General features: G+C 69.6%; 17 protein-coding genes. 11 read left to right on the top strand and 6 right to left on the bottom strand.

The genetic code is table 11. From position 1 onward, the window contains the following. Positions 1-3: 3 nt before the first annotated feature. The gene (locus ACYVJ0_RS06030) at positions 4-1,038 is read right to left on the bottom strand and encodes an ABC transporter ATP-binding protein (RefSeq protein WP_460816647.1); all 1,035 of its coding nucleotides are present in this window, start codon (positions 1,036-1,038) and stop codon (positions 4-6) included. Next, positions 1,022-2,032 (bottom strand): ABC transporter ATP-binding protein, encoded by a 1,011-nt coding sequence (locus tag ACYVJ0_RS06025; RefSeq protein ID WP_460816646.1) that lies wholly within the window; start codon positions 2,030-2,032, stop codon positions 1,022-1,024. Before ACYVJ0_RS06025 ends, ACYVJ0_RS06030 begins: the two co-directional genes overlap by 17 nt. Positions 2,033-2,203: 171 nt before the next feature. Here ACYVJ0_RS06025 and ACYVJ0_RS06020 point away from each other — a divergent pair, with 171 nt between their 5' ends. From ACYVJ0_RS06020 to ACYVJ0_RS05985, 8 genes are read left to right on the top strand one after another with little or no spacing between them, the layout of a single operon-like run. Continuing rightward, the gene (locus tag ACYVJ0_RS06020; RefSeq protein ID WP_460816644.1) at positions 2,204-3,412 is read left to right on the top strand and encodes a dipeptidase; all 1,209 of its coding nucleotides are present in this window, start codon (positions 2,204-2,206) and stop codon (positions 3,410-3,412) included. Next, the gene (locus tag ACYVJ0_RS06015; protein WP_460816643.1) at positions 3,412-5,034 is read left to right on the top strand and encodes an ABC transporter substrate-binding protein; all 1,623 of its coding nucleotides are present in this window, start codon (positions 3,412-3,414) and stop codon (positions 5,032-5,034) included. Before ACYVJ0_RS06020 ends, ACYVJ0_RS06015 begins: the two co-directional genes overlap by 1 nt. Positions 5,035-5,063: 29 nt before the next feature. Then, positions 5,064-6,026 (top strand): ABC transporter permease, encoded by a 963-nt coding sequence (locus ACYVJ0_RS06010; RefSeq protein ID WP_460816641.1) that lies wholly within the window; start codon positions 5,064-5,066, stop codon positions 6,024-6,026. Then, positions 6,023-6,919, top strand: a complete 897-nt coding sequence (locus tag ACYVJ0_RS06005; RefSeq protein ID WP_460816640.1) for an ABC transporter permease — start codon at positions 6,023-6,025, stop codon at positions 6,917-6,919. The genes ACYVJ0_RS06010 and ACYVJ0_RS06005 overlap by 4 nt, the downstream gene beginning before the upstream one ends. Before the next feature lie 7 nt (positions 6,920-6,926). After that, entirely contained in the window at positions 6,927-8,123 is a 1,197-nt protein-coding gene (locus ACYVJ0_RS06000; RefSeq protein ID WP_460816638.1) for a M24 family metallopeptidase, read from the top strand. A 43-nt stretch (positions 8,124-8,166) separates the two neighbouring features. After that, entirely contained in the window at positions 8,167-9,057 is an 891-nt protein-coding gene (locus tag ACYVJ0_RS05995) for an alpha/beta fold hydrolase (protein WP_460816636.1), read from the top strand. 19 nt (positions 9,058-9,076) lie between these two features. Then, the gene (locus ACYVJ0_RS05990; protein ID WP_460816635.1) at positions 9,077-10,087 is read left to right on the top strand and encodes an Lrp/AsnC family transcriptional regulator; all 1,011 of its coding nucleotides are present in this window, start codon (positions 9,077-9,079) and stop codon (positions 10,085-10,087) included. Positions 10,088-10,096: 9 nt separating this feature from the next. Further along, on the top strand, positions 10,097-10,714 hold the full coding sequence (locus ACYVJ0_RS05985) for a CYTH domain-containing protein (RefSeq protein WP_460816633.1): 618 nt from the start codon (positions 10,097-10,099) through the stop codon (positions 10,712-10,714). A gap of 59 nt (positions 10,715-10,773) precedes the next feature. On the opposite strand, the gene lpdA is transcribed toward ACYVJ0_RS05985, so the two are convergent. Both lpdA and ACYVJ0_RS05975 read right to left on the bottom strand, forming a co-directional pair. Further along, a complete protein-coding gene (gene lpdA, locus ACYVJ0_RS05980) occupies positions 10,774-12,171 on the bottom strand; it encodes a dihydrolipoyl dehydrogenase (protein ID WP_460816632.1) in 1,398 nt (465 codons plus the stop codon). Positions 12,172-12,180: 9 nt separating this feature from the next. Beyond that, the gene (locus tag ACYVJ0_RS05975) at positions 12,181-12,849 is read right to left on the bottom strand and encodes a copper resistance CopC family protein (RefSeq protein WP_460816630.1); all 669 of its coding nucleotides are present in this window, start codon (positions 12,847-12,849) and stop codon (positions 12,181-12,183) included. A 192-nt stretch (positions 12,850-13,041) separates the two neighbouring features. Between ACYVJ0_RS05975 and ACYVJ0_RS05970 the strand changes: the two genes are divergently transcribed. The 3 genes from ACYVJ0_RS05970 to ACYVJ0_RS05960 all read left to right on the top strand — a co-directional run bounded on the left by ACYVJ0_RS05970 (position 13,042) and on the right by ACYVJ0_RS05960 (position 14,851). Beyond that, positions 13,042-13,494, top strand: a complete 453-nt coding sequence (locus ACYVJ0_RS05970; protein ID WP_460816714.1) for an FHA domain-containing protein — start codon at positions 13,042-13,044, stop codon at positions 13,492-13,494. Continuing rightward, on the top strand, positions 13,494-14,189 hold the full coding sequence (gene ftsR, locus ACYVJ0_RS05965) for a transcriptional regulator FtsR (protein WP_449853915.1): 696 nt from the start codon (positions 13,494-13,496) through the stop codon (positions 14,187-14,189). Before ACYVJ0_RS05970 ends, ftsR begins: the two co-directional genes overlap by 1 nt. A gap of 116 nt (positions 14,190-14,305) precedes the next feature. Further along, the gene (locus tag ACYVJ0_RS05960) at positions 14,306-14,851 is read left to right on the top strand and encodes a MerR family transcriptional regulator (protein ID WP_460816628.1); all 546 of its coding nucleotides are present in this window, start codon (positions 14,306-14,308) and stop codon (positions 14,849-14,851) included. A 905-nt stretch (positions 14,852-15,756) separates the two neighbouring features. Here the strand turns inward: ACYVJ0_RS05960 and ACYVJ0_RS05955 are convergent. Together ACYVJ0_RS05955 and ACYVJ0_RS05950 are read right to left on the bottom strand one after the other, a co-directional pair. Then, on the bottom strand, positions 15,757-17,025 hold the full coding sequence (locus tag ACYVJ0_RS05955) for an IS256 family transposase (RefSeq protein ID WP_460816712.1): 1,269 nt from the start codon (positions 17,023-17,025) through the stop codon (positions 15,757-15,759). Positions 17,026-17,221: 196 nt separating this feature from the next. Beyond that, a complete protein-coding gene (locus ACYVJ0_RS05950) occupies positions 17,222-18,025 on the bottom strand; it encodes a ParA family protein (protein ID WP_460816711.1) in 804 nt (267 codons plus the stop codon). Positions 18,026-18,063: the final 38 nt, after the last annotated feature.

Here is an 18,063-nt window from a genome sequence, read left to right as displayed (position 1 = left end):
CCCCTATGCCGCGGTCACGGCGAGCGACTCCTCGGCGAAGTGGCAGGCCGCGACGCGGCTTCCCGCGTCGCCCGCGGGTCGGCGCAACGGCGGCTGCTCCTGCCGGCACACGTCGCGTGCCAGGGGACAGCGCGGGTTGAAGCGGCATCCGCTCGGCGGGTCGATGGGGGAGGGCGGCTCGCCCTGCAGCACCTGGCGGCGCGTCAGCCGGCCGCGTTCGGAGCGGCTCGCGGCGGGCACGGCCGACAGCAGCGCCCTGGTGTACGGATGCGATGGCCGCTCGTACACATCATCGGTGCCGCCCTGCTCGACGATCCGACCCAGGTACATCACGGCGATGCGGTCCGCGATGTGCCGCACGACCGACAGGTCGTGCGCGATGAAGACGATCGCGACGTCGAGCCGCTCCCGCAGGTCGCTCAGCAGGTTGACCACCTGCGCCTGGACCGACACGTCGAGCGCGGAGACGGGCTCATCGCAGATCAGGACGGCAGGATCGAGCGCGAGCGCGCGGGCGATCCCGATCCGCTGGCGCTGACCGCCCGAGAACTGGTGCGGGTAGCGCGCCGACATGTCGGGGGACAGGCCCACGAGCGAGAGCAGCTCGGCGACGCGCGCCTCGCGCTCTCCGCGGGTCCCGATGCCGGCCGCGGCGAGCGGCTCCGCGATGATGTCGCCGACCGTCATCCGCGGGTTCAGCGAGGTGTAGGGGTCCTGGAAGATCATCTGCACGCCACGGCGCAGGAGCTTGCGGTCGCTCATGCGGCCGCGCGTCACGTCCTCGCCTCGGAAGGCGAGCGTGCCGCCGTCGGGGGTGTCGAGGCCCACGAGCAGTCGCGCGAGCGTCGACTTGCCGCACCCGGACTCGCCCACGACCCCGAGCACCTCGCCCGGACGCAGCTCGAGATCCACGCCCGCCACCGCGGACACGCGCGTGCGCCGGAGTCCGCCGCCCACCGTGAAGGTGCGCTCGAGCCCACGGGCGGCGAGGATCGGCGCGGGAACGCCGGGGACGGTGTGATCAGGCGAAGGCGACATCGAGAAGCTCCTCAGTGCGATGACAGGCGGAGGCCCGCGCGCCGTCCACGTCCTCCAGGGCCGGGTCCTGTGCGCGGCAGAGCTCGACGGCCAGCGGGCACCGCGGATGGAAGGCGCATCCCTTCGGGAGCTGCGCGGGGCTCGGCGGGGAACCGGGGATCGTGTACAGCCGCTCACGGCCGCCGGCGGTCTGGGGAACCGAGCGCAGCAGCGACTCGGTGTACGGATGGGAGGGACGGGTGAGGATGCGATCCGCGTCCCCCGTCTCGACGATGCGCCCGGCGTACATGACGGCGAGGCGGTCGGCGACCTCCATCACGACGCCGAGATCGTGCGTGATCAGCAGCACGCCCATGCCGAGCTCCCGTCGCAGGCGATCGAGCAGGTCGAGCACCTGCGCCTGGACGGTGACATCGAGCGCGGTGGTCGGTTCGTCCGCGATGAGCAGGTCGGGCTCCAGGGCGATCGCCATGGCGATGAGGATGCGCTGGCGCATCCCGCCCGAGAACTGGTGTGGGTAGGCGTCGACGCGCGAGCCGGGTGAGGGGATCCCCACCAGTCCGAGCAGCTCCACCGCGCGCGCCCTGGCCTGGCGCTGGCTGACGTCGCGGTGGGCGCGGATCAGCTCGGTGATCTGGTCGCCGATCGTGAGCACGGGGTTCAGGGCCGAGAGGGCGTCCTGCAGCACCAGGCTCATCCGGTCTCCTCGCAGGCGCCTGCGCTGCTCGGGATCGGCCCTGAGCAGGTCCGTCCCCAGGAACGACAGCCGCTCCGCCGTCACCTCCGCATTCTCGTCGAGCAGCCCCATCACGGCGCGGGTGGTGACGGACTTGCCCGATCCCGATTCGCCCAGCAGCGCGACGAACTCGCCGCGGGAGACGCTCAGATCGACGTCCCGCACGGCGCGGACGTCCCGCCCTCCCGAGCGCAGTGTCACGGACAGTCCCGACACCTCGAGCAGAAGGCCCTGGCGCGGCTCGTCAGTCGGTTCCATGTCGCCATGATGACAGACGAGTGTCAGCGCATTGTTTCGCCGACGTAAACTGTGCGCCGGTTTCTCGCATTACGCTTGACTTCACTGCCGGAATCTCCCATGTTGAATCCAGCCGCTCAAGACGGGCGTGCCTCCTCCGCACCACGCCGAACGAGAAACGGAGAGCGTCAGATGCTCGAACCCTCCGAGAACTACCAGGGGTACAAGGCGTACCAGTACCTCGAAGCGGGCAAGGACTACCGCGACATCCCGCTCGCCAAGCAGGTCGGCCGCGTGCCGGCGTACCAGGGGCTGAACCTCAGCGACGAGCAGCGCGCGCGCACCGAGCGCCTGCTGCGGAACGAGATCGTCATCTCGCTCCACGAGCACGTGCAGGTGTTCCCCGAGGACATGGGAGACCTGCGCCAGTACATCCGCCAGGGACGCGAGCACACCGGATACGAGGGCCTGTCGCGCTCCGGCATGACGGCGGTGTTCGACAACGGCATGGACGGCACCTGCTGCATCTCGAGCGACGCCGGCTGGAAGTACCAGGACGTCCTCTTCGACCTGGGTGTGCGCATGGCCGACCTCGCCCACCAGGACTACGTCATCAAGGGCGAGAGCCTGAAGGACATCCGCCACGCGGCAGAGACCGGCAAGATCGCGCACGTCTTCGCTCTCGAGGCGGCGACGATGATCGAGAACGAGGTCGACCGGCTCGACGTGCTCTACGGATTCGGCGTTCGTCAGATGGGCATCGCCTACTCCGAGGCGAACACACTCGGATCGGGCCTGAAGGAGCGCGGCGACGGCGGACTGACGTACTTCGGCGAGCGCGCCGTCGAGCGGATGAACAAGCTGGGCATCGCGATCGACATCTCGCACTCGGGCGACCGCACCTGCCTCGACGTCATCAGGACGTCGGCCAAGCCCGTGTTCATCACCCACGCCGGAGCGCGCTCCGTGTGGCCGACCAGCCGCATGAAGACGGACGAGACGATCGTCGAGTGCGCCAAGCGCGGCGGCGTCATCGGCATCGAAGCGGCGCCGCACACCACGATCTCGCCGCAGCACCCGAAGCACTCGCTTCTGTCCGTCATGGATCACTTCCAGTACTGCGTGGATCTCGTGGGGATCGATCACGTCAGCTTCGGCCCGGACACGCTCTTCGGCGATCACGTCGGGCTGCACGACGCGTTCTCGTCGAACCTCTCCCTCGGCCAGGCGCACGCCAACGTCGACTACGAGAAGCAGCCCTACATCGACGGGATCGAGAACCCGGCGGAGGCGTTCTACAACATCATCGGCTGGCTCGTGGAGCACGACTACTCCGACGACGAGATCCGCAAGGTCGTCGGCGGCAACACGATGCGGGTCCTCGAGGAGGTGTGGGTCTGATGAAGACTCTTCGTATCGCCGTCACGACCGCGGTCGCGGCCCTGGCGGTCGGCCTGACCGCGTGTGCACCGAGCGCACCGCAAGCGGGCGGCTCGACGGGTGAGGGCGGCGGGCCGACCGATGAGACGCTCACCATCGCCACCACCACCGACGTGGTGAACTTCAACCCGGTGCTCGGCAACAGCCGCAGCGATCAGTGGGTCACGGGTCTGATGTACCCGAAGCTGCTGTCGATCGCCGACGACGGCTCGAAGGAGGCGGAGATCGCCGTCGACTGGGGCTACATCGACGAGGACACCGGGTACTACGAGATCCTCCCCGACCTCACGTGGAGCGACGGCGAGCCGTTCACCGCCGAGGACGTGGCCTGGACGTACAACACCGTCAAGCGGGATCAGCCGGCGGGAACGTTCTACGGACAGCTCGGCAACTTCGAGTCGATGACCGCCGTGAGCGATACGCGCGTGGAGGTCGAGCTCGTCAACCCCGACACGTCGCTGATCGACGAGATCGGCTTCTGGGGCGTGATCGTGCCGAAGCACGTCTTCGAGCCGCACGGCAGCATCGCCGAGTTCGCGAACGACGGCAGCGACGGCGGATGGGTGGGATTCGGTCCCTACATCCTCACGGACATGCAGATCGGGCAGCACTACACGATGGAGCGCGTGGAGTCGTATCCGCTCGTGGAGGGCGGGGTGCCGGGGCCGGCCAAGGTGGTCTACCGCGTCTACCCCGACGTCAACACGGAGCTCCTGGCGCTGCAGAGCGGCGAGGTCGACGTCGTGGCGAACTCGCTCCCGCCCACGCAGGTGGAGCAGATGCGCGGCACCGACGGCGTCGAGGTCGTCGAGGCCGCCGGCCTAGGGTACGCGCACATGGTCTACAACATGGAGCGCGAGCCGCTGAAGGATGTCCGCGTCCGGCAGGCGCTCGCGCACGCCGTGGACTACGAGGCGATCCGGCAGGTGGTGCTGCAGGGGCAGGCGGTGTCGACCGGCTCCAGCCCGCTCATGCCGGTGCTGGCCGACTACCACGACCCGTCGCTCACCGAGTACGAGTTCGACGTCGAGCTGTCGCGATCGCTCATGGAGGAGGCGGGCTACACCGCCGACGCCGACGGCATGTTCGACGTCAGCTTCGACCTCATCTACTCGCTGCAGGATCCCGTCACGGCCCAGTGGGCGCAGATGGTGCAGGACAGCTCGGCCGAGGCCGGCATCCGCATCGAACTCGTCGGGTCCGAGCGGAACACGTACCTCGCCCAGACCAATGAGGGCGATTACGACATCTATGCCGGCAACTTCGCCATCATGGACGATCCGATCCTGAACTTCTCCCTGTCCTACCTGCCGGGAGGTGCCATCAACTACACGCATGTCGACGATCCCGAGCTCAATGAGCTGATCGCGGCCGGCACGGTCGAGCAGGACAAGGACGCCAAGATCGAGATCATGCGCGAGGCGGCGGCGATCGTCCACGAGGAGGTCTACGACAACATCATGTACACGCAGAACCTCTACTTCGCGCACAGCTCCGAGTGGACGGGATTCGTCTCCAAGCCGAGCGAGCTGCTGTCGATCGTCAATCCGGTGTCCATCGCCAGCGCGACGCTGGCCGGCTGACCCGCGCCGCGGTCTGAGAAAGGTCTGACGTGTCTCGAGGGCTGTTTCTGCTGCGCCAGCTGGGCAGAGGCGTGTTCACGGTGTGGTTCGCCGTCACCGTCACGTTCCTGCTGCTGCGCATCCTCCCCGGTGATCCCGCGCTCGCTCTCGCGAGCCCGAACATGACCGAGGAGATCCGTCAGACCGTCCTCACCCAGTACGGGCTCGACCAGCCGCTGATCATCCAGTACGGGCTGTACATGTGGCAGCTGCTGCAGGGGAACCTCGGGGTGAGCTTCACCCAGTCCATCCCGGTCACCGACGTTCTCCTGCAGCGGCTGCCCTGGACGCTGCTGCTGGCGCTGACGGCGCTGGCCCTCACCGTGATCGTCGGCATCCCGCTCGGCGTGGCGGCCGCGTCGCGCCGCGGCGGGGTCACGGATCGGTTCGTGCAGGTGCTGGGGGTGACCGGGCAGTCGCTGTTCGTGCCGAGCGTCGGCATCCTGCTGCTGCTGTTCTTCGGACGCACGCTGGGCTGGTTCCCGATCGGCGGCGCGTACGAGCAGGGCGTGTACGGACTGGAGTGGTACGGCTCGGTGGCGCATCACCTCGTGCTGCCGGCGGTCTCCCTCATGCTCGTGCAGGTCGGGTCGTATGTGCTCACGATGCGCTCCACGCTGCTGGAGACCCTCGGCGAGGACTACATCACGCTGGCGAAGGCCAACGGGCTGCGCTACCGGCGCATCCTGTGGAAGCACGCGCTGCGCAACGCGCTGCTCCCGACGACGACGCTCATCGGGCTGCAGCTCGGGTTCCTCGTCGGGGGAGCCGTGCTCACAGAGTCGGTCTTCGCGTACCCCGGCGTGGGCCGGGGGATCTACGAGGCGGTCACGCAGCTCGACTTCCCCGTCCTGCAGGGGGCCTTCCTCATGCTCGCGATCACGGTGGTGGTCGCGAACATGATCACCGACATCATCTACGGCTATCTCGACCCGAGAGTGAAGACGTCATGACCGCCGCACCCCTCACCCTGCCGGACATCGCGGCCGAGCCGGTCGCGACCGAGAACGAGCGCGCGAGCGCGCACACCTGGAGGGTCTTCCGCCGCGACTGGCTCGGGATGGGATCGCTCGCCATCATGTTCCTGCTCGTCGCAGTGGCCGTCGCGGCGCCGCTGCTCGCCCCGTATCCCGGCGGGTACGGCACCGACGTTCTGCAGCCCCCCTCGGGTGCGCACTGGCTCGGCACCGACGCGCTCGGGCGCGATGTGTACGGCGAGCTCGTCTGGGGAACCCAGCAGAGCCTGCTCGTCGCCGCGGCGGCTTCGGCGATCGCGATCCTCTTCGGGACCATCATCGCCGTGGTGGGGGCCTACTTCCGCAGGCTCGACGGGATCATCGGCGTGCTCGTCGATCTGACGCTCTCGCTGCCCGTCCTGCCGCTCATGATCCTGATCGCGGCGCTCGTGGGACCGAGCACGCAGACGATCATCCTCGTCGTCGCGGCGTTCTCATGGCCCGAGGTGACGCGGCTCGTGCGCTCCCAGGCGCTCACCGTGGTCGACCTGCCGTACGTCGACGCTGCCCGGCTCATGACGACATCGCCGTGGTGGATCATCACCCGGCATCTGCTTCCCGCGGTCACCCCGGTCATCGTCGTCTCGGTCGTCGTCACCGCCTCGCGCGCCGTCATCTCGGCGGCGGGGCTCGCCTTCCTCGGTCTCGGCGACCCGACGACGTGGTCGTGGGGCCGCATCCTCTACGAGGCGCAGCAGGCCGGGGCGATGGTGAGCGCATGGTGGCTCACGCTGTTCCCGTCCATCGCCATCCTCCTGCTCGTGCTGTCGGCCACCCTCGTCTCCATCTCGTACAACGACGCTCGCAACCCCCGCAACCGTGGGCGATAGGACGGACATGGACGACCGCACCGGCACCGACGTGTTCGACCAGCGCCTCGACCCCTCGTTCTACGAGCGCGTGCAGGGACGCGTCGCCGGCATGATCGAGAGCGAGGACCTCGACGCGCTCCTGACCGACGACCCGGAGGACGTGGCCTACCTGACGGGCTTCTTCCACCACCCCTCGGAGCGCCCCGTCGCGGTGTGGCTCGACCGGACGGGCACGTGCGTGCTGCTCGTCCCGCAGCTCGAGCGGGAGTACGCGGCCGCTCAGCGCGCACGTGCCGAGGTGGTCGCGTTCGAGGAGTATCCCGGCGTGGTCCCGCCCTTCCGTGCGCTGTCGGATGCCGTGGGCGGGGCCGGGGGTCGCATCGGCTTCACGACGCAGATGACGCACCAGCGGCGCGCCGCCGCCGAGGCGGAGCTCGGGGGGACGTTCGTGCCCACCGAGCTCGTCTCCAGAGCGCGCTTCGTCAAGTTCGCCGAGGAGATCGCGCTCCATCGCGAGGCCGCCAGGGTCACGGACCGCATGCTCGCGGCGGGTGTCGCGCTCGTGCGCGAAGCCCTCGCCTCGGGCGGCGCCCTTCCGACGGAGGCGGAGCTCACCGCCCATGTCGTGGCCACGGGCACCGGCATCATGTACGCCGAGCACCGGAACGTCGTGGTGGTCACGCCGCTCGCGGGAGGGCTCGTCTACGCCGGTGAGAACTCCTCCTATCCGCATGGCCTGCCCTCCGCGAGGCGGCTGCGCGACGGCGACACCTTCATGCTCTCGCTCGGATGCGCGGTGGGCGGTCGCTTCGTGGAGGGGGAGCGGACCTTCGTGATCGGCACTCCGAGCGACGAGCAGCGCCGCTACCACGACGCCGTGGCGGCGGCCCAGCGGAGGGGCGCCGAGGTGCTGCGCCCGGGGCTCGAGGGGCGGCAGGCGAACGACGCGTGCCTGGACGTCATCCGCCGCGCGGGCATCGGCGGGTACCTGCGACATCGTCAAGGGCACGGCATCGGCCTGGGCATGCACGAACCGCCCTGGCTCGAGGACGGCGACGCGACCGTGATCGAGGAGGGGATGATCTTCTCGAACGAGCCGGGCATCTACATCCCCGGGCACGCCGGCTATCGCATCAGCGACAGCATGCTCATCACCGCCACCGGGGCGGAGTCGCTCACGACCTATCCGCGCGACCTCGCGTCGTGCACCATCGCGCTCTAGCGCACACGTCCGGGGCCGAGAGCGGCCCCAGTCAGGAGGAGCCATGTCATCCGCACCCGTCTCGCCCGAGTTCGCCGCGGCGGACACCGACTTCCAGTACGTCGAGGTCAACGGCAACCGGCTGGCCGTCGAGGTGCTCGGCCCCAGCGGCGCGCCGGTGATCATCGCGCACCACGGCGCGCCGGGGCTGGGTTCCCGGGCGGAGCCGCGCGCGAGCTTCGGGCGTCTCGCCGACCAGTACCGCGTCGTCGTCTTCGATGCCCGCGGCAGCGGTGCCAGCGAGGGCAAGGGCCCCTACACGCATGAGCAGTGGGCCGCCGACATCGACGGCCTCCGTGAGTGGATCGGCGCCGACCGGATCGCCATGGTCGGCGGCTCCTACGGTGGATTCATGGCCATGGAGTACACGATCCGCTATCCCGAGCGCGTGGCCGCCATGGTCCTGCGCGACACCTCGGCCGACAGCAGCAACCGGCACCTCTCCCGCGAGAACGCGCTGCGCAGCGAGCGTGTGACGGTGGACATGGAGATGTTCGACCGGATCGACACCGGCACCGTGCGCGACGATGACGACCTCCGCGCGTGCTGGCGCGAGATCCTGCCGCTCTACGACTACGTGTACGATCCGGCGGCCGTCGAGCGCAAGGTCGAGGCCACGCCCTACCGCTATGAGGCCCACAACTTCGCCTTCGCCCACAACCTGCCCTCGTACGATCTGAAGCCCCAGCTCCCGTCCGTGTCTGTGCCGACGCTGATCACCGTCGGGCGGACGGACTGGATCACGCCGGTATCCTGCTCGCAGACGATTCACGAGTTGATCCCGGACAGCGAGCTCGTCGTGTTCGAGAAGTCGGGTCATTCGCCGCAGATCGAGGAGGCTGAGGCTTGGACCGACACGGTGCGCGGATTCCTCAACCGCGTGTACCCCGTGTGAACGGGTGAGCGGCATCACCATGGGGGGATTTCCGGCGGGAGCGCTCGACGAGCTGGACCGCAAGATCGTCGTCGCGCTGCAGCACGACGGGCGGGCGAGCTGGACGTCTGTCGCGGCATTCGCGGGCGGCTCGGTGTCGACGGTGGCGCGGCGAGGTCAGCAGCTGATCTCGGCGGGCATCGTGACGGTCGGGGCGATCCCGACGCTCGGCAGCGAGGGGCCGGTGCAGTCGTTCATCGTGCGGATCAACACGACGCCCGGCCAGCAGGCGCGCGTCGCGGAGCGCCTCATCCGAAGCCCATACGTCCGCTTCCTGACCCTCGTCACGGGCAAGCACGACATCGTCGCGGAGGTGGTCGTGCCGAGCGACCGTGGACAGATCCCGCACAGCATGATGGAGCTCCAGCAGACCGAGGGCATCGAGCGCTGGCGCAGCGATCTGCTCACGCACACCTACAAGGTCTCCTTCGACTGGGGTCGTCAGCTCTACGAGCAGGACGCGTCGCCGACCCCGCCGGATCACCTCATGCCCCCGCCGAACACCTGTGAGCCCGCGCACTTCGACGAGGTCGACCGCGTGATCCTGGCCGAGCTGCGCCACGACGGCAGGGCGACGTTCCAGGCGCTCGGTCAGAAGCTCGGCATGAGCGAATCGAGCGTGCGCCGCCGTGTGGATCGGATGCGGGCGGACGGATGCCTCACGATCGTCACCTCCGTCCCGTCCTTCGCGCTCGGGATGGGCGCCGAGACGTGGATCCAGCTCCGGGTCGAGCCCGCGAGGATCAACGAGGTCGCCGAGCAGCTCGGCCGACACGTCGCCGTGCGGTTCCTGGCGGCGGGGCTGGACGAGAACTCGCTGTTCTGCGAAGTGATCCTGCCCTCGACAGAGCGGCTTCACGATTTCGTCGCCGACACGATGGGCAAGCTGCCGGGTGTGCGGGGCTGGTCGGCCTACATGGAGCTCGTGTTCCTCAAGCGGGGCTTCATGGAGACGAGGTGGTGGCGGTCGCAGTTCGGTCTCGAGGCGTAGTCTGGCGCTATGACGGAACCGACGCGCTTCGTCGAGGTCGAGCGCAAGTTCGACGTGGACGCCGGCACCCCGGTGCCGGACTGGACGGGAGTGCCCGGCGTGGCCGCGGTGACGCCGGGGGAGGAGCGCCACCTCGACGCGCTGTACCTCGACACGGCCGACCTCGCGCTCGGCCGCGCCGGCGTGGCGCTGCGCCGGCGCACCGGCGGGCCCGATGCCGGCTGGCACATCAAGGGGCCGCTCGTGGACGGCGCTCGCGTGGAGCTCGGCTGGCCCCTCGGCGAGGGAGACGAGGTGCCCGACGCCGTGCGCGCCGAGATCGCGCAGTGGACCACCGCGCCGCTGGAGCCGCTCGCGCGGATCGTGAACGACCGCACCGCCTACGAGCTGCGGGACGCGCACGGCGCGACCCTGGCGGAGTTCGTCGACGACCACGTGCGCACGACCGATCTGCGCGCGGGAGACGAGCGCGAGTGGCACGAGTGGGAGATCGAGCTCGGCCCCGCCGCGCCGGCGGACCGCGCGGCGCGCGAGGCCTTCTTCGCCGCGGTGGCGGAGGCGGCGCTGGCCGCCGGCGCCCGCGGCGCCTCGTCGGCCTCGAAGCTCGCCCGCGCCCTCGGCCGCTGATCCGCCGACGACAAAGGGCCCGGCTCCAAGGATCCGGGCCCTTTGTGCGTCTGGCTGGCTCACATGTTGATGAAGTGACCCTGGAGGCCGTGGAAGCCCTCCTGCAGCGTCTCCGAGAGCGTCGGGTGCGTGTGCACGTTGCGGGCGGCCTCGACGGCCGTGAGGTCCCACTTCTGCGCGAGCGTGAGCTCGGGCAGCAGCTCCGAGACGTCGGGGCCGACCATGTGGCCGCCGATGAGCTCGAGGTGCTCGGCGTCGGCGATGAGCTTGACGAAGCCGATCGGCTCGCCCAGGCCGTTGGCCTTGCCGTTGGCGCTGAAGGGGAACTTCGCGACCTTGATCTCGCGGCCCTCGGCGCGCGCCTGCTCCTCGGTGAGGCCGAAGCTGGCCACCTGCGGCGAGCAGAACGTGGCGCGCGGCATCATGCGGTAGTCGCCCAGCGTCTGGGTCTCGGCCTTCGCGATCGTCTCGGCGGCGACCACGGCCTGCGCCTCGGCCACGTGGGCCAGCTGCAGCTTGGCGGTCACGTCGCCGATGGCGTAGATGCCGTCGACGTTCGTGCGCATGAAGTCGTCGATCTCGATCGCGCCGCGCTCCGTGAGCTTCACGCCCGTCTTCTCGAGGCCGAAGCCCTCGACGTTGGGGGCGAAGCCCACCGACATGAGCACCTTGCCGGCCGTGATCTCGCCCGGCTGGCCGTCGCGGGTCTCGTACGTGACGCGCACCGACGATCCGCTGTCCTCGACGGTCTTGACCGCGGTCGAGGTGAGGATGTCGATGCCGTACTTCTTGTACTGCTTCTGGATCTCCTTCGAGACCTCCGCGTCCTCATTGGGGAGGGCGCGGTCGAGGAACTCGATGATCGTCACCTTGACGCCGTAGTTCGACAGCACGTAGGCGAACTCCATGCCGATCGCGCCGGCGCCGACGATCACGATCGACTCGGGCAGCTCGCGCGAGAGGATCTGCTCCTCGTACGTGACGACGTTCTCGCTCAGCTCGACGCCCGGCAGCAGGCGCACCTTCGAGCCCGTGGCGATGATCACGTTCTCGTACGTGATCTCCTCGGTGGACCCGTCGGACTTCGCCACCGAGATGGCCTTCGGTCCCGTGAAGGTGCCGCGACCCTCGTACTCGGTGACCTTGTTCTTCTTCATGAGGTAGTGGATGCCCTTGACGTGCGTCTCGGCGACCTTGCGGCTGCGGTCGAACGCCGCGCCGAAGTCGAACGAGACCTCGCCGGAGATGCCGAAGAAGTCCGCCTTGTGCGTGAAGGTGTGCGCCACCTCCGCGTTCTTCAGCAGCGACTTCGAGGGGATGCAGCCGACGTTGAGGCACACACCGCCCCAGTACTTCTCTTCGATGATCGCGACCGAGAGCCCGAGCTGTGCGCCGCGCACGGCTGCGACGTATCCGCCGGGGCCCGCGCCGAGGATGACGAGGTCGTAGTGAGCCATGGCTTCAGCCTATCGCCCGGCGGGCGGCGCGTCGTCCGCGTCGTCGGTGCGATCGCGTCGGGCACGCGCGACGAGGATCGCCACGAGGGCGCCGCCGCCGGCGGCCAGCAGCAGGCCGCCGATGATCCACGGCAGGTTGGGCACGAAGCCGTCGCCGTCGGCCGGGGTCCCGTCGGCGGGATCGGGCGTGGCACTCGGCACGGGCGTCGCCGTCGCGGCATCCGACTCGTCCGGCGTCTGCGGGGTCTGCGTGGGCTCGGGGCTCGGCTGCGGCGCGCTCGGGGCGGCGACGCTGAACGAGAAGGTGCCGTCGATCGGATGCCCGTCGCTCGAGACCACGCGCCACGTCACCGCGTACTCCCCGGCCTCCGCCGCCTCGGCCAGCGGCACGGTCACGACGGCGCCGTCGACCACGGGATCCCCGGCGGTCGCGTCGGCACCCGAGGGCGAGAGGACCTGCACGGCCGTGCCGTCGCCCGCGTCGATGAGCTCGGCGCTGTACGTGAGCGTCAGCTCCGCCGGCATCGTCTCGACGGTCGAATCCGCCGCCGGATCCGTCGATACGAGCGTGTCGTGCGCGGCGGCGGGCGAGGCGCTCGCGAGGGAGGCGGCGAGGAGGACGGCGACGGTCGCGCCCAGCACGGGCATGCGGCGCAGGGCACGGGTGGTGGCGGACATGCCACCGAACGTATGGTCGGCGGCTGAGCGAACGCTGGCGGCGCGACTGCCGATAGTGGGCCCGGGATCGTCGAGCTGTCCGCCATCCGGGGGACGAACGGATCCCGCGCCCGGCGGTCCATCCGATACGCTGGACGAAAGGAAGGATCGAGCGTGACGGATTCGGAGTTCCAGCCCACCTCTGCGGCGTCGGTGCGACGCGACGGCGGCCACGACGGCTCTGGCGATTCCACGCAGTCGTTCGGCCACGAGTCCGACCTGTCGTTCGTGCCGTTCCACGGCGAGCTCAGCGAGACGGAGCTCGAGGCGATCCAGGCGCTGCCCGCGGGCTCGGCGCTGCTGCTCGTGCGTTCCGGCCCCACCGCCGGCGCCCGCTATCTGCTCGACGGCGACGTGACGACCGTCGGTCGCCACCCCGAGGCCGACATCTTCTTCGACGACGTGACGGTGTCGCGTCGCCACTGCGAGGTCCTGCGCACGGAGGCGGGCTTCGAGATCGTCGACCAGCGCTCGCTGAACGGCACGTACGTCGACGGCTCGCGCGTGGACCGCGGCGTGCTGCGCAACGGCGACGAGGTGCGCATCGGCAAGTTCCGCGTGAACTTCTTCGCCTCGCCGCAGGATCTGCCGGCGACGGGGGCCTGATGGCGGCTGCCCACGCCCGTCTGCCGCATCGGGAGCCGGGAGATGGCGCGCTCCTCAGCATCGGCCAGGTGCTCGCCAAGCTCACCCCCGAGTTCCCGCAGCTGACCTCGAGCAAGCTGCGCTTCCTCGAGATGCAGGGGATCGTCAGCCCGCAGCGCACGGCCGCGGGCTACCGCAAGTTCTCTCCCCACGATCTGGAGCGGCTGCGCTTCGCGCTCACCCTGCAGCGCGATCACTACATGCCGCTCAGCGTCATCCGCGAGCACCTCGCCGACGTCGACGCGGGCCGCGACGTGCAGACGCCGGTCGCGCCGCCGTCGATCCACCCGTCCGAGCGCCGCTACAGCAGGGCCGACCTGCTGGCCGAGGCCGGCGCGGCCCCCCAGCTGTTCAACGACGCGGTGAGCACCGGGGTGCTCACGCCGGCCGAGACCTACGACGAGCAGGCCGTCGCGCTGATGCGCGCGCTCGTCGCCCTCGATCGCCACGGCATCGAGCCGCGGCACGTGCGCGGCCTGCGCCAGAGCGCCGAGCGCCAGGTGTCGCTCGTCGAGACGGCCCTGTCGACCGTGCGCCGCCGCACCGACGCCCGCTCCCGCGCGACCGCGGCGGAGCTCGCGCCCGAGCTGGCCGCGCGCCTGGACGAGGTGCGGGCGATCTTCGTCAAGTCGGCGCTGAGCCGCCTGCTCGACTGATCGTCACCGTTCGATAACGGCTCGCGACACGCCACCCGCGCGCGGCCGGATGTCGTTGCCGGGGCACACACGGGGGCGTACGTTGGGAAGGTCGAATCGGACCACGAGGGGGACACATGAACGCAGGCACTCCGACCGGTGAGCCCGGCTTCACCGTCGACCTGCTCTTCACCGACGGTCTCCCGGAGCTGGACCCGCAGATGGGCTACCGCGGCGCCGTCGCCGCGCGTGCCGCGGGCATCACCTATCGGCAGCTGGACTACTGGGCCCGCACCGAGCTGGTCGTGCCCACCATCCGCAGTGCCAGCGGCTCCGGATCGCAGCGCCTCTACGGCTTCCGCGACATCCTCGTCCTGAAGCTCGTCAAGCGACTGCTCGACACGGGCATCTCGCTGCAGCAGATCCGCACGGCGGTCGAGCAGCTGCGTGCGTCCGGCATCGAGGACCTCGCGGGCACGACGCTCATGAGCGACGGCGCCTCGGTGTACCTCTGCACATCGAACGATGAGGTCATCGACCTCGTCAGCCGCGGCCAGGGCGTCTTCGGCATCGCCGTGGGCAAGGTCCTGCGCGAGGTCGAGTCGACGCTCGTCGAGTTCGACCCCACCGCCCCGGACCCCGTCGACGAGCTCGCCGCCCGCCGCACGCGGAAGAGCGCTTAGTTTTTTCGATCTGCGCGCGCTCGGGCACCCGCTTCGCGGGCGCCACTCGCGTGCTCGCGCTGTCGCGTCCCGCGACAGCGCGGCGGCGCTGCGCGCCGCGGGGCGGCCGCATTGGCGGCCGCACGCTCGCTTCGCTCGCACAGTGATCGGTGGGAGCACCATCGGTTGAACTCATCGGTTGAAGCCATCGGGTGAAGCCCGTCGGTTGCTGAACGGAGCGGCGCAGCCGCGGAGATGAAGCGACCACCGCAGCGTCATGGACTTGCTGTGGTCGCTTCATCTTCGTTCGCTGACGCTCACTTCGTTCAGCAACCGTGGGGTTTCACCGGTCGGTTGGGCCCATCGGTTGCTGAGTGGAGCGCCGGAGGCGCGGAGATGAAGCGACCACCGCAACCGTCATGGAGTTGCTGAGGTCGCGTCCGCTTTGCGCAGGAACCGGGGGTTTCACCGTCCGGCTACATTCATCGGTTGCTGAACGGAGCGCCGGAGGCGCGGAGATGAAGCGACCAGCGCAACCGGTCGTCGACCGAGCGAAGCGAGCGGAGTCGGCTTGAGCGGAGGCCGCGCAGCGGCCGGAGTCGAAAGCAGGGGCTCAACCCCTTGGCTTCGACTCGCTTCGCTCGCCCGGCCCGTCTCCGCTCCGGCGCTTCGCGCCTCCGGTCGACGAGCGGGACGTTGCTGAAGTCGCTTCGTCTTCGTTCGCTGGCGCTCACTTCGTTCCGCAACCGTGCGGTTGAACTGATCGGTTGCTGAACCGAGGCGCGAAGCGCCGGAGAGGAAGCGACCAGCGCAAGCCGGTCGTCGACCGGAGCGGCGCAGCCGCGGAGCGGAGACGGGCCGAGCGCAGCGCCGGAGGTCAAGTCCCGTGGCGTGGTGTCACTTCGTTGTTCCCGTGATGGATGGGGTCAGGCTGTGAGGTAAAGCTCGGGGCGGGCGGGTTCTGCGTGGTCGTGGAGGGTGTGGATGAGTTTGCGCATGGAGATCTCGGAGAAGTAGCGGCGTTCGCCGTACTGCCATTCCTCGTGCTGTTCCTGCAGGACGGCGCCGATGAGGCGGGTGACGCTGTCGCGGTCGGGGAAGATCTGGACGACGTCGGCTCGGCGCTTGATCTCGCGGTTGAGGCGCTCGATGGGATTGTTGGACCAGATCTTCTGCCAGTGCTCGCGCGGCATGCTCGCGAAGGCGGTCAGGTCGGCCTCGGCGGCCTGGAGCATCTCGGCGATCTCGGGGAACGAGGCGCGCAGGCTGTCGGTGACCTGCCGGTATTGAGCGGTCACGGCCTCCGGGTTGGTCTGGGCGAAGATCGTCGTGATCAGCGCGTTGACGGGCTTGGAACGAGCCGAGCCGAGCCGCTGGGTGGCGTTGCGGGCGAAGTGGACACGGCAGCGCTGCCAGGCAGCTCCCGGCAGGATCGCCTTGACAGCGGCTTTCAGGCCGGCATGCGCGTCACTGGTGACCAGGGCAACGCCCAGCGGGTCGGCGTCAGTGGCGACCTTCAGTCCCCGCTCGCGCAGGGAACGCAGGAACTCGGTCCAGAAGTCCGTCGTCTCCGCGTCGCCCAGGCTCATGCCGAGGATCTCACGGCGGCCGTCACCGGAGACGCCGGTGGCGACCACGAGGGCTTGAGAGACGACGCGGCCGCGGAGACGGACATCGAGGTAGGTGGCGTCGAGGAACAGGTACGGGAACCAGGTGTGGTCGATGCGACGGTGCAGGAACTCCGCGACGGCCTCGTCGATCTCCTGGCAGATCCGCGAGACGGTCGAGCGTGAGATGCCGGTGTCGTTGCCCAGGGCCCGCATCAGCTGGTCGACCTTGCGGGTGCTGACCCCGTCGACCCAGGCCTGGCAGATCACCGCGTAGAGGGCCTTGTCGACCCGGCGCCGCGGGGACAGCAGCGACGGGAAGAACGACCCCTCCCGCAGCTTCGGGATCGCCAGGTCGACCTCCCCGGCGGGAGTGGCGAGGGACTTCGGGCGGGTGCCGTTGCGGCGCGTGACGCGCTCGGGTGTGCGTTCATGCGGGGCGGCGCCGATCTTCGCGGTCGCCTCCGCGTTGATCAGGTCCTGCAACCCGGCCTGCAGCATCCGCCGGAACACGTCCGAGTGGGCGAGGTCGGGGTCGGCGAGGACTTCGCCGATCAGGGTCGTCAAGGCAGACTGGTTATGGGTCATCGTGGGATCACTTCTTTGCTTCTTGCCGGAAACAACTGGGGTTCCCACGATGGCCCCTTCTACGTCAACGACGACGAGAGCCTCGCGGGAAGTGACACCACGCTAAGAGACGCACGCGCGCCGGAGGCGCGGAGCCTAGGCCGAGGGGGCGACGGCGCGCAACCCGGCCACCGAGCCGGAAACGGCCCGGAGCGGCTTACTGCTCGCGGGGGTCGGGGATCCGGCCCGATCGCATGATGCGGTCCAGCAGTGCGTCGAAGTCCGTGGCGAGCTCCTGCGCCGACTCGCCCGGCCACACGTGCAGCGGCTTCGCGGCGCCCTGCGCCTGCTGCAGCGAGGTGCGCTCGGGCAGCTGGGGCTCGAGCACGAGCGGCCCGAACATGTCCCGCAGCTCCTTGATGCGGAACTGGTGCTCGATCGACTGCGGGCGCACGCGGTTCACGACGATGCCGAGCGGCTGCAGGCGGGGCGAGAGGCCGCGGCGGATCTCCTCGATCGCGCGCAGCGCGCGGTCGGCAGCGGCCACCGAGAACAGCCCGGGCTCGGTCACGACGGCCACGCGGTCGCTCGCGGCCCACGCCGTGCGCGTGAGGGCGTTGAGCGAGGGCGCGCAGTCGATGAGCACGAGGTCGTACTCGCTCTCGATGAGCGCGAGCGCCTCCTCGAGCTTCCACACGTCCTTCACGCTCGGGTGCGGGCCGTCGAAGTTGATCGCCGACGGGCTGCCGATCATCACATCGATCGTGCCGGGGTGCGCCTTCGCCCAGCCGCTGTGCGTGATGGCCTGACGGACCGTCTTCTCCTTGGGGGAGGTGAGCACATCGGCGACGTTCAGCTTGCCAGCGGCCTGGATGTCCATGCCGGTCGAGACGTCGGACTGCGGGTCGAGATCGACGACCAGCGTCCGCAGCCCACGGGCGAACGCGGCGGACGCGAGGCCGAGGGTCACGGTCGTCTTGCCGACGCCGCCCTTGAGGGAACTGACGCTGAGTACGTGCACGATCCCCACGTTATCGCCCCTATGCTGTGGAGCACGTG

Source organism: Microbacterium petrolearium, from assembly GCF_054782875.1.
This window is presented reverse-complemented; position numbering and strand designations above follow the sequence as displayed.

Excerpts from the sequence above, each read along its gene's own strand:
- ACYVJ0_RS06030 (WP_460816647.1), bottom strand. The coding sequence starts at position 1,038 with ATGTCGCCTTCGCCTGATCACACCGTCCCCGGCGTTCCCGCGCCGATC.
- ACYVJ0_RS06025 (WP_460816646.1), bottom strand. The coding sequence starts at position 2,032 with ATGGAACCGACTGACGAGCCGCGCCAGGGCCTTCTGCTCGAGGTGTCG.
- ACYVJ0_RS06020 (WP_460816644.1), top strand. The coding sequence starts at position 2,204 with ATGCTCGAACCCTCCGAGAACTACCAGGGGTACAAGGCGTACCAGTAC.
- ACYVJ0_RS06015 (WP_460816643.1), top strand. The coding sequence starts at position 3,412 with ATGAAGACTCTTCGTATCGCCGTCACGACCGCGGTCGCGGCCCTGGCG.
- ACYVJ0_RS06005 (WP_460816640.1), top strand. The coding sequence starts at position 6,023 with ATGACCGCCGCACCCCTCACCCTGCCGGACATCGCGGCCGAGCCGGTC.
- ACYVJ0_RS06000 (WP_460816638.1), top strand. The coding sequence starts at position 6,927 with ATGGACGACCGCACCGGCACCGACGTGTTCGACCAGCGCCTCGACCCC.
- ACYVJ0_RS05995 (WP_460816636.1), top strand. The coding sequence starts at position 8,167 with ATGTCATCCGCACCCGTCTCGCCCGAGTTCGCCGCGGCGGACACCGAC.
- ACYVJ0_RS05990 (WP_460816635.1), top strand. The coding sequence starts at position 9,077 with ATGGGGGGATTTCCGGCGGGAGCGCTCGACGAGCTGGACCGCAAGATC.
- ACYVJ0_RS05985 (WP_460816633.1), top strand. The coding sequence starts at position 10,097 with ATGACGGAACCGACGCGCTTCGTCGAGGTCGAGCGCAAGTTCGACGTG.
- lpdA (WP_460816632.1), bottom strand. The coding sequence starts at position 12,171 with ATGGCTCACTACGACCTCGTCATCCTCGGCGCGGGCCCCGGCGGATAC.
- ACYVJ0_RS05975 (WP_460816630.1), bottom strand. The coding sequence starts at position 12,849 with ATGTCCGCCACCACCCGTGCCCTGCGCCGCATGCCCGTGCTGGGCGCG.
- ftsR (WP_449853915.1), top strand. The coding sequence starts at position 13,494 with ATGGCGGCTGCCCACGCCCGTCTGCCGCATCGGGAGCCGGGAGATGGC.
- ACYVJ0_RS05960 (WP_460816628.1), top strand. The coding sequence starts at position 14,306 with ATGAACGCAGGCACTCCGACCGGTGAGCCCGGCTTCACCGTCGACCTG.
- ACYVJ0_RS05955 (WP_460816712.1), bottom strand. The coding sequence starts at position 17,025 with ATGACCCATAACCAGTCTGCCTTGACGACCCTGATCGGCGAAGTCCTC.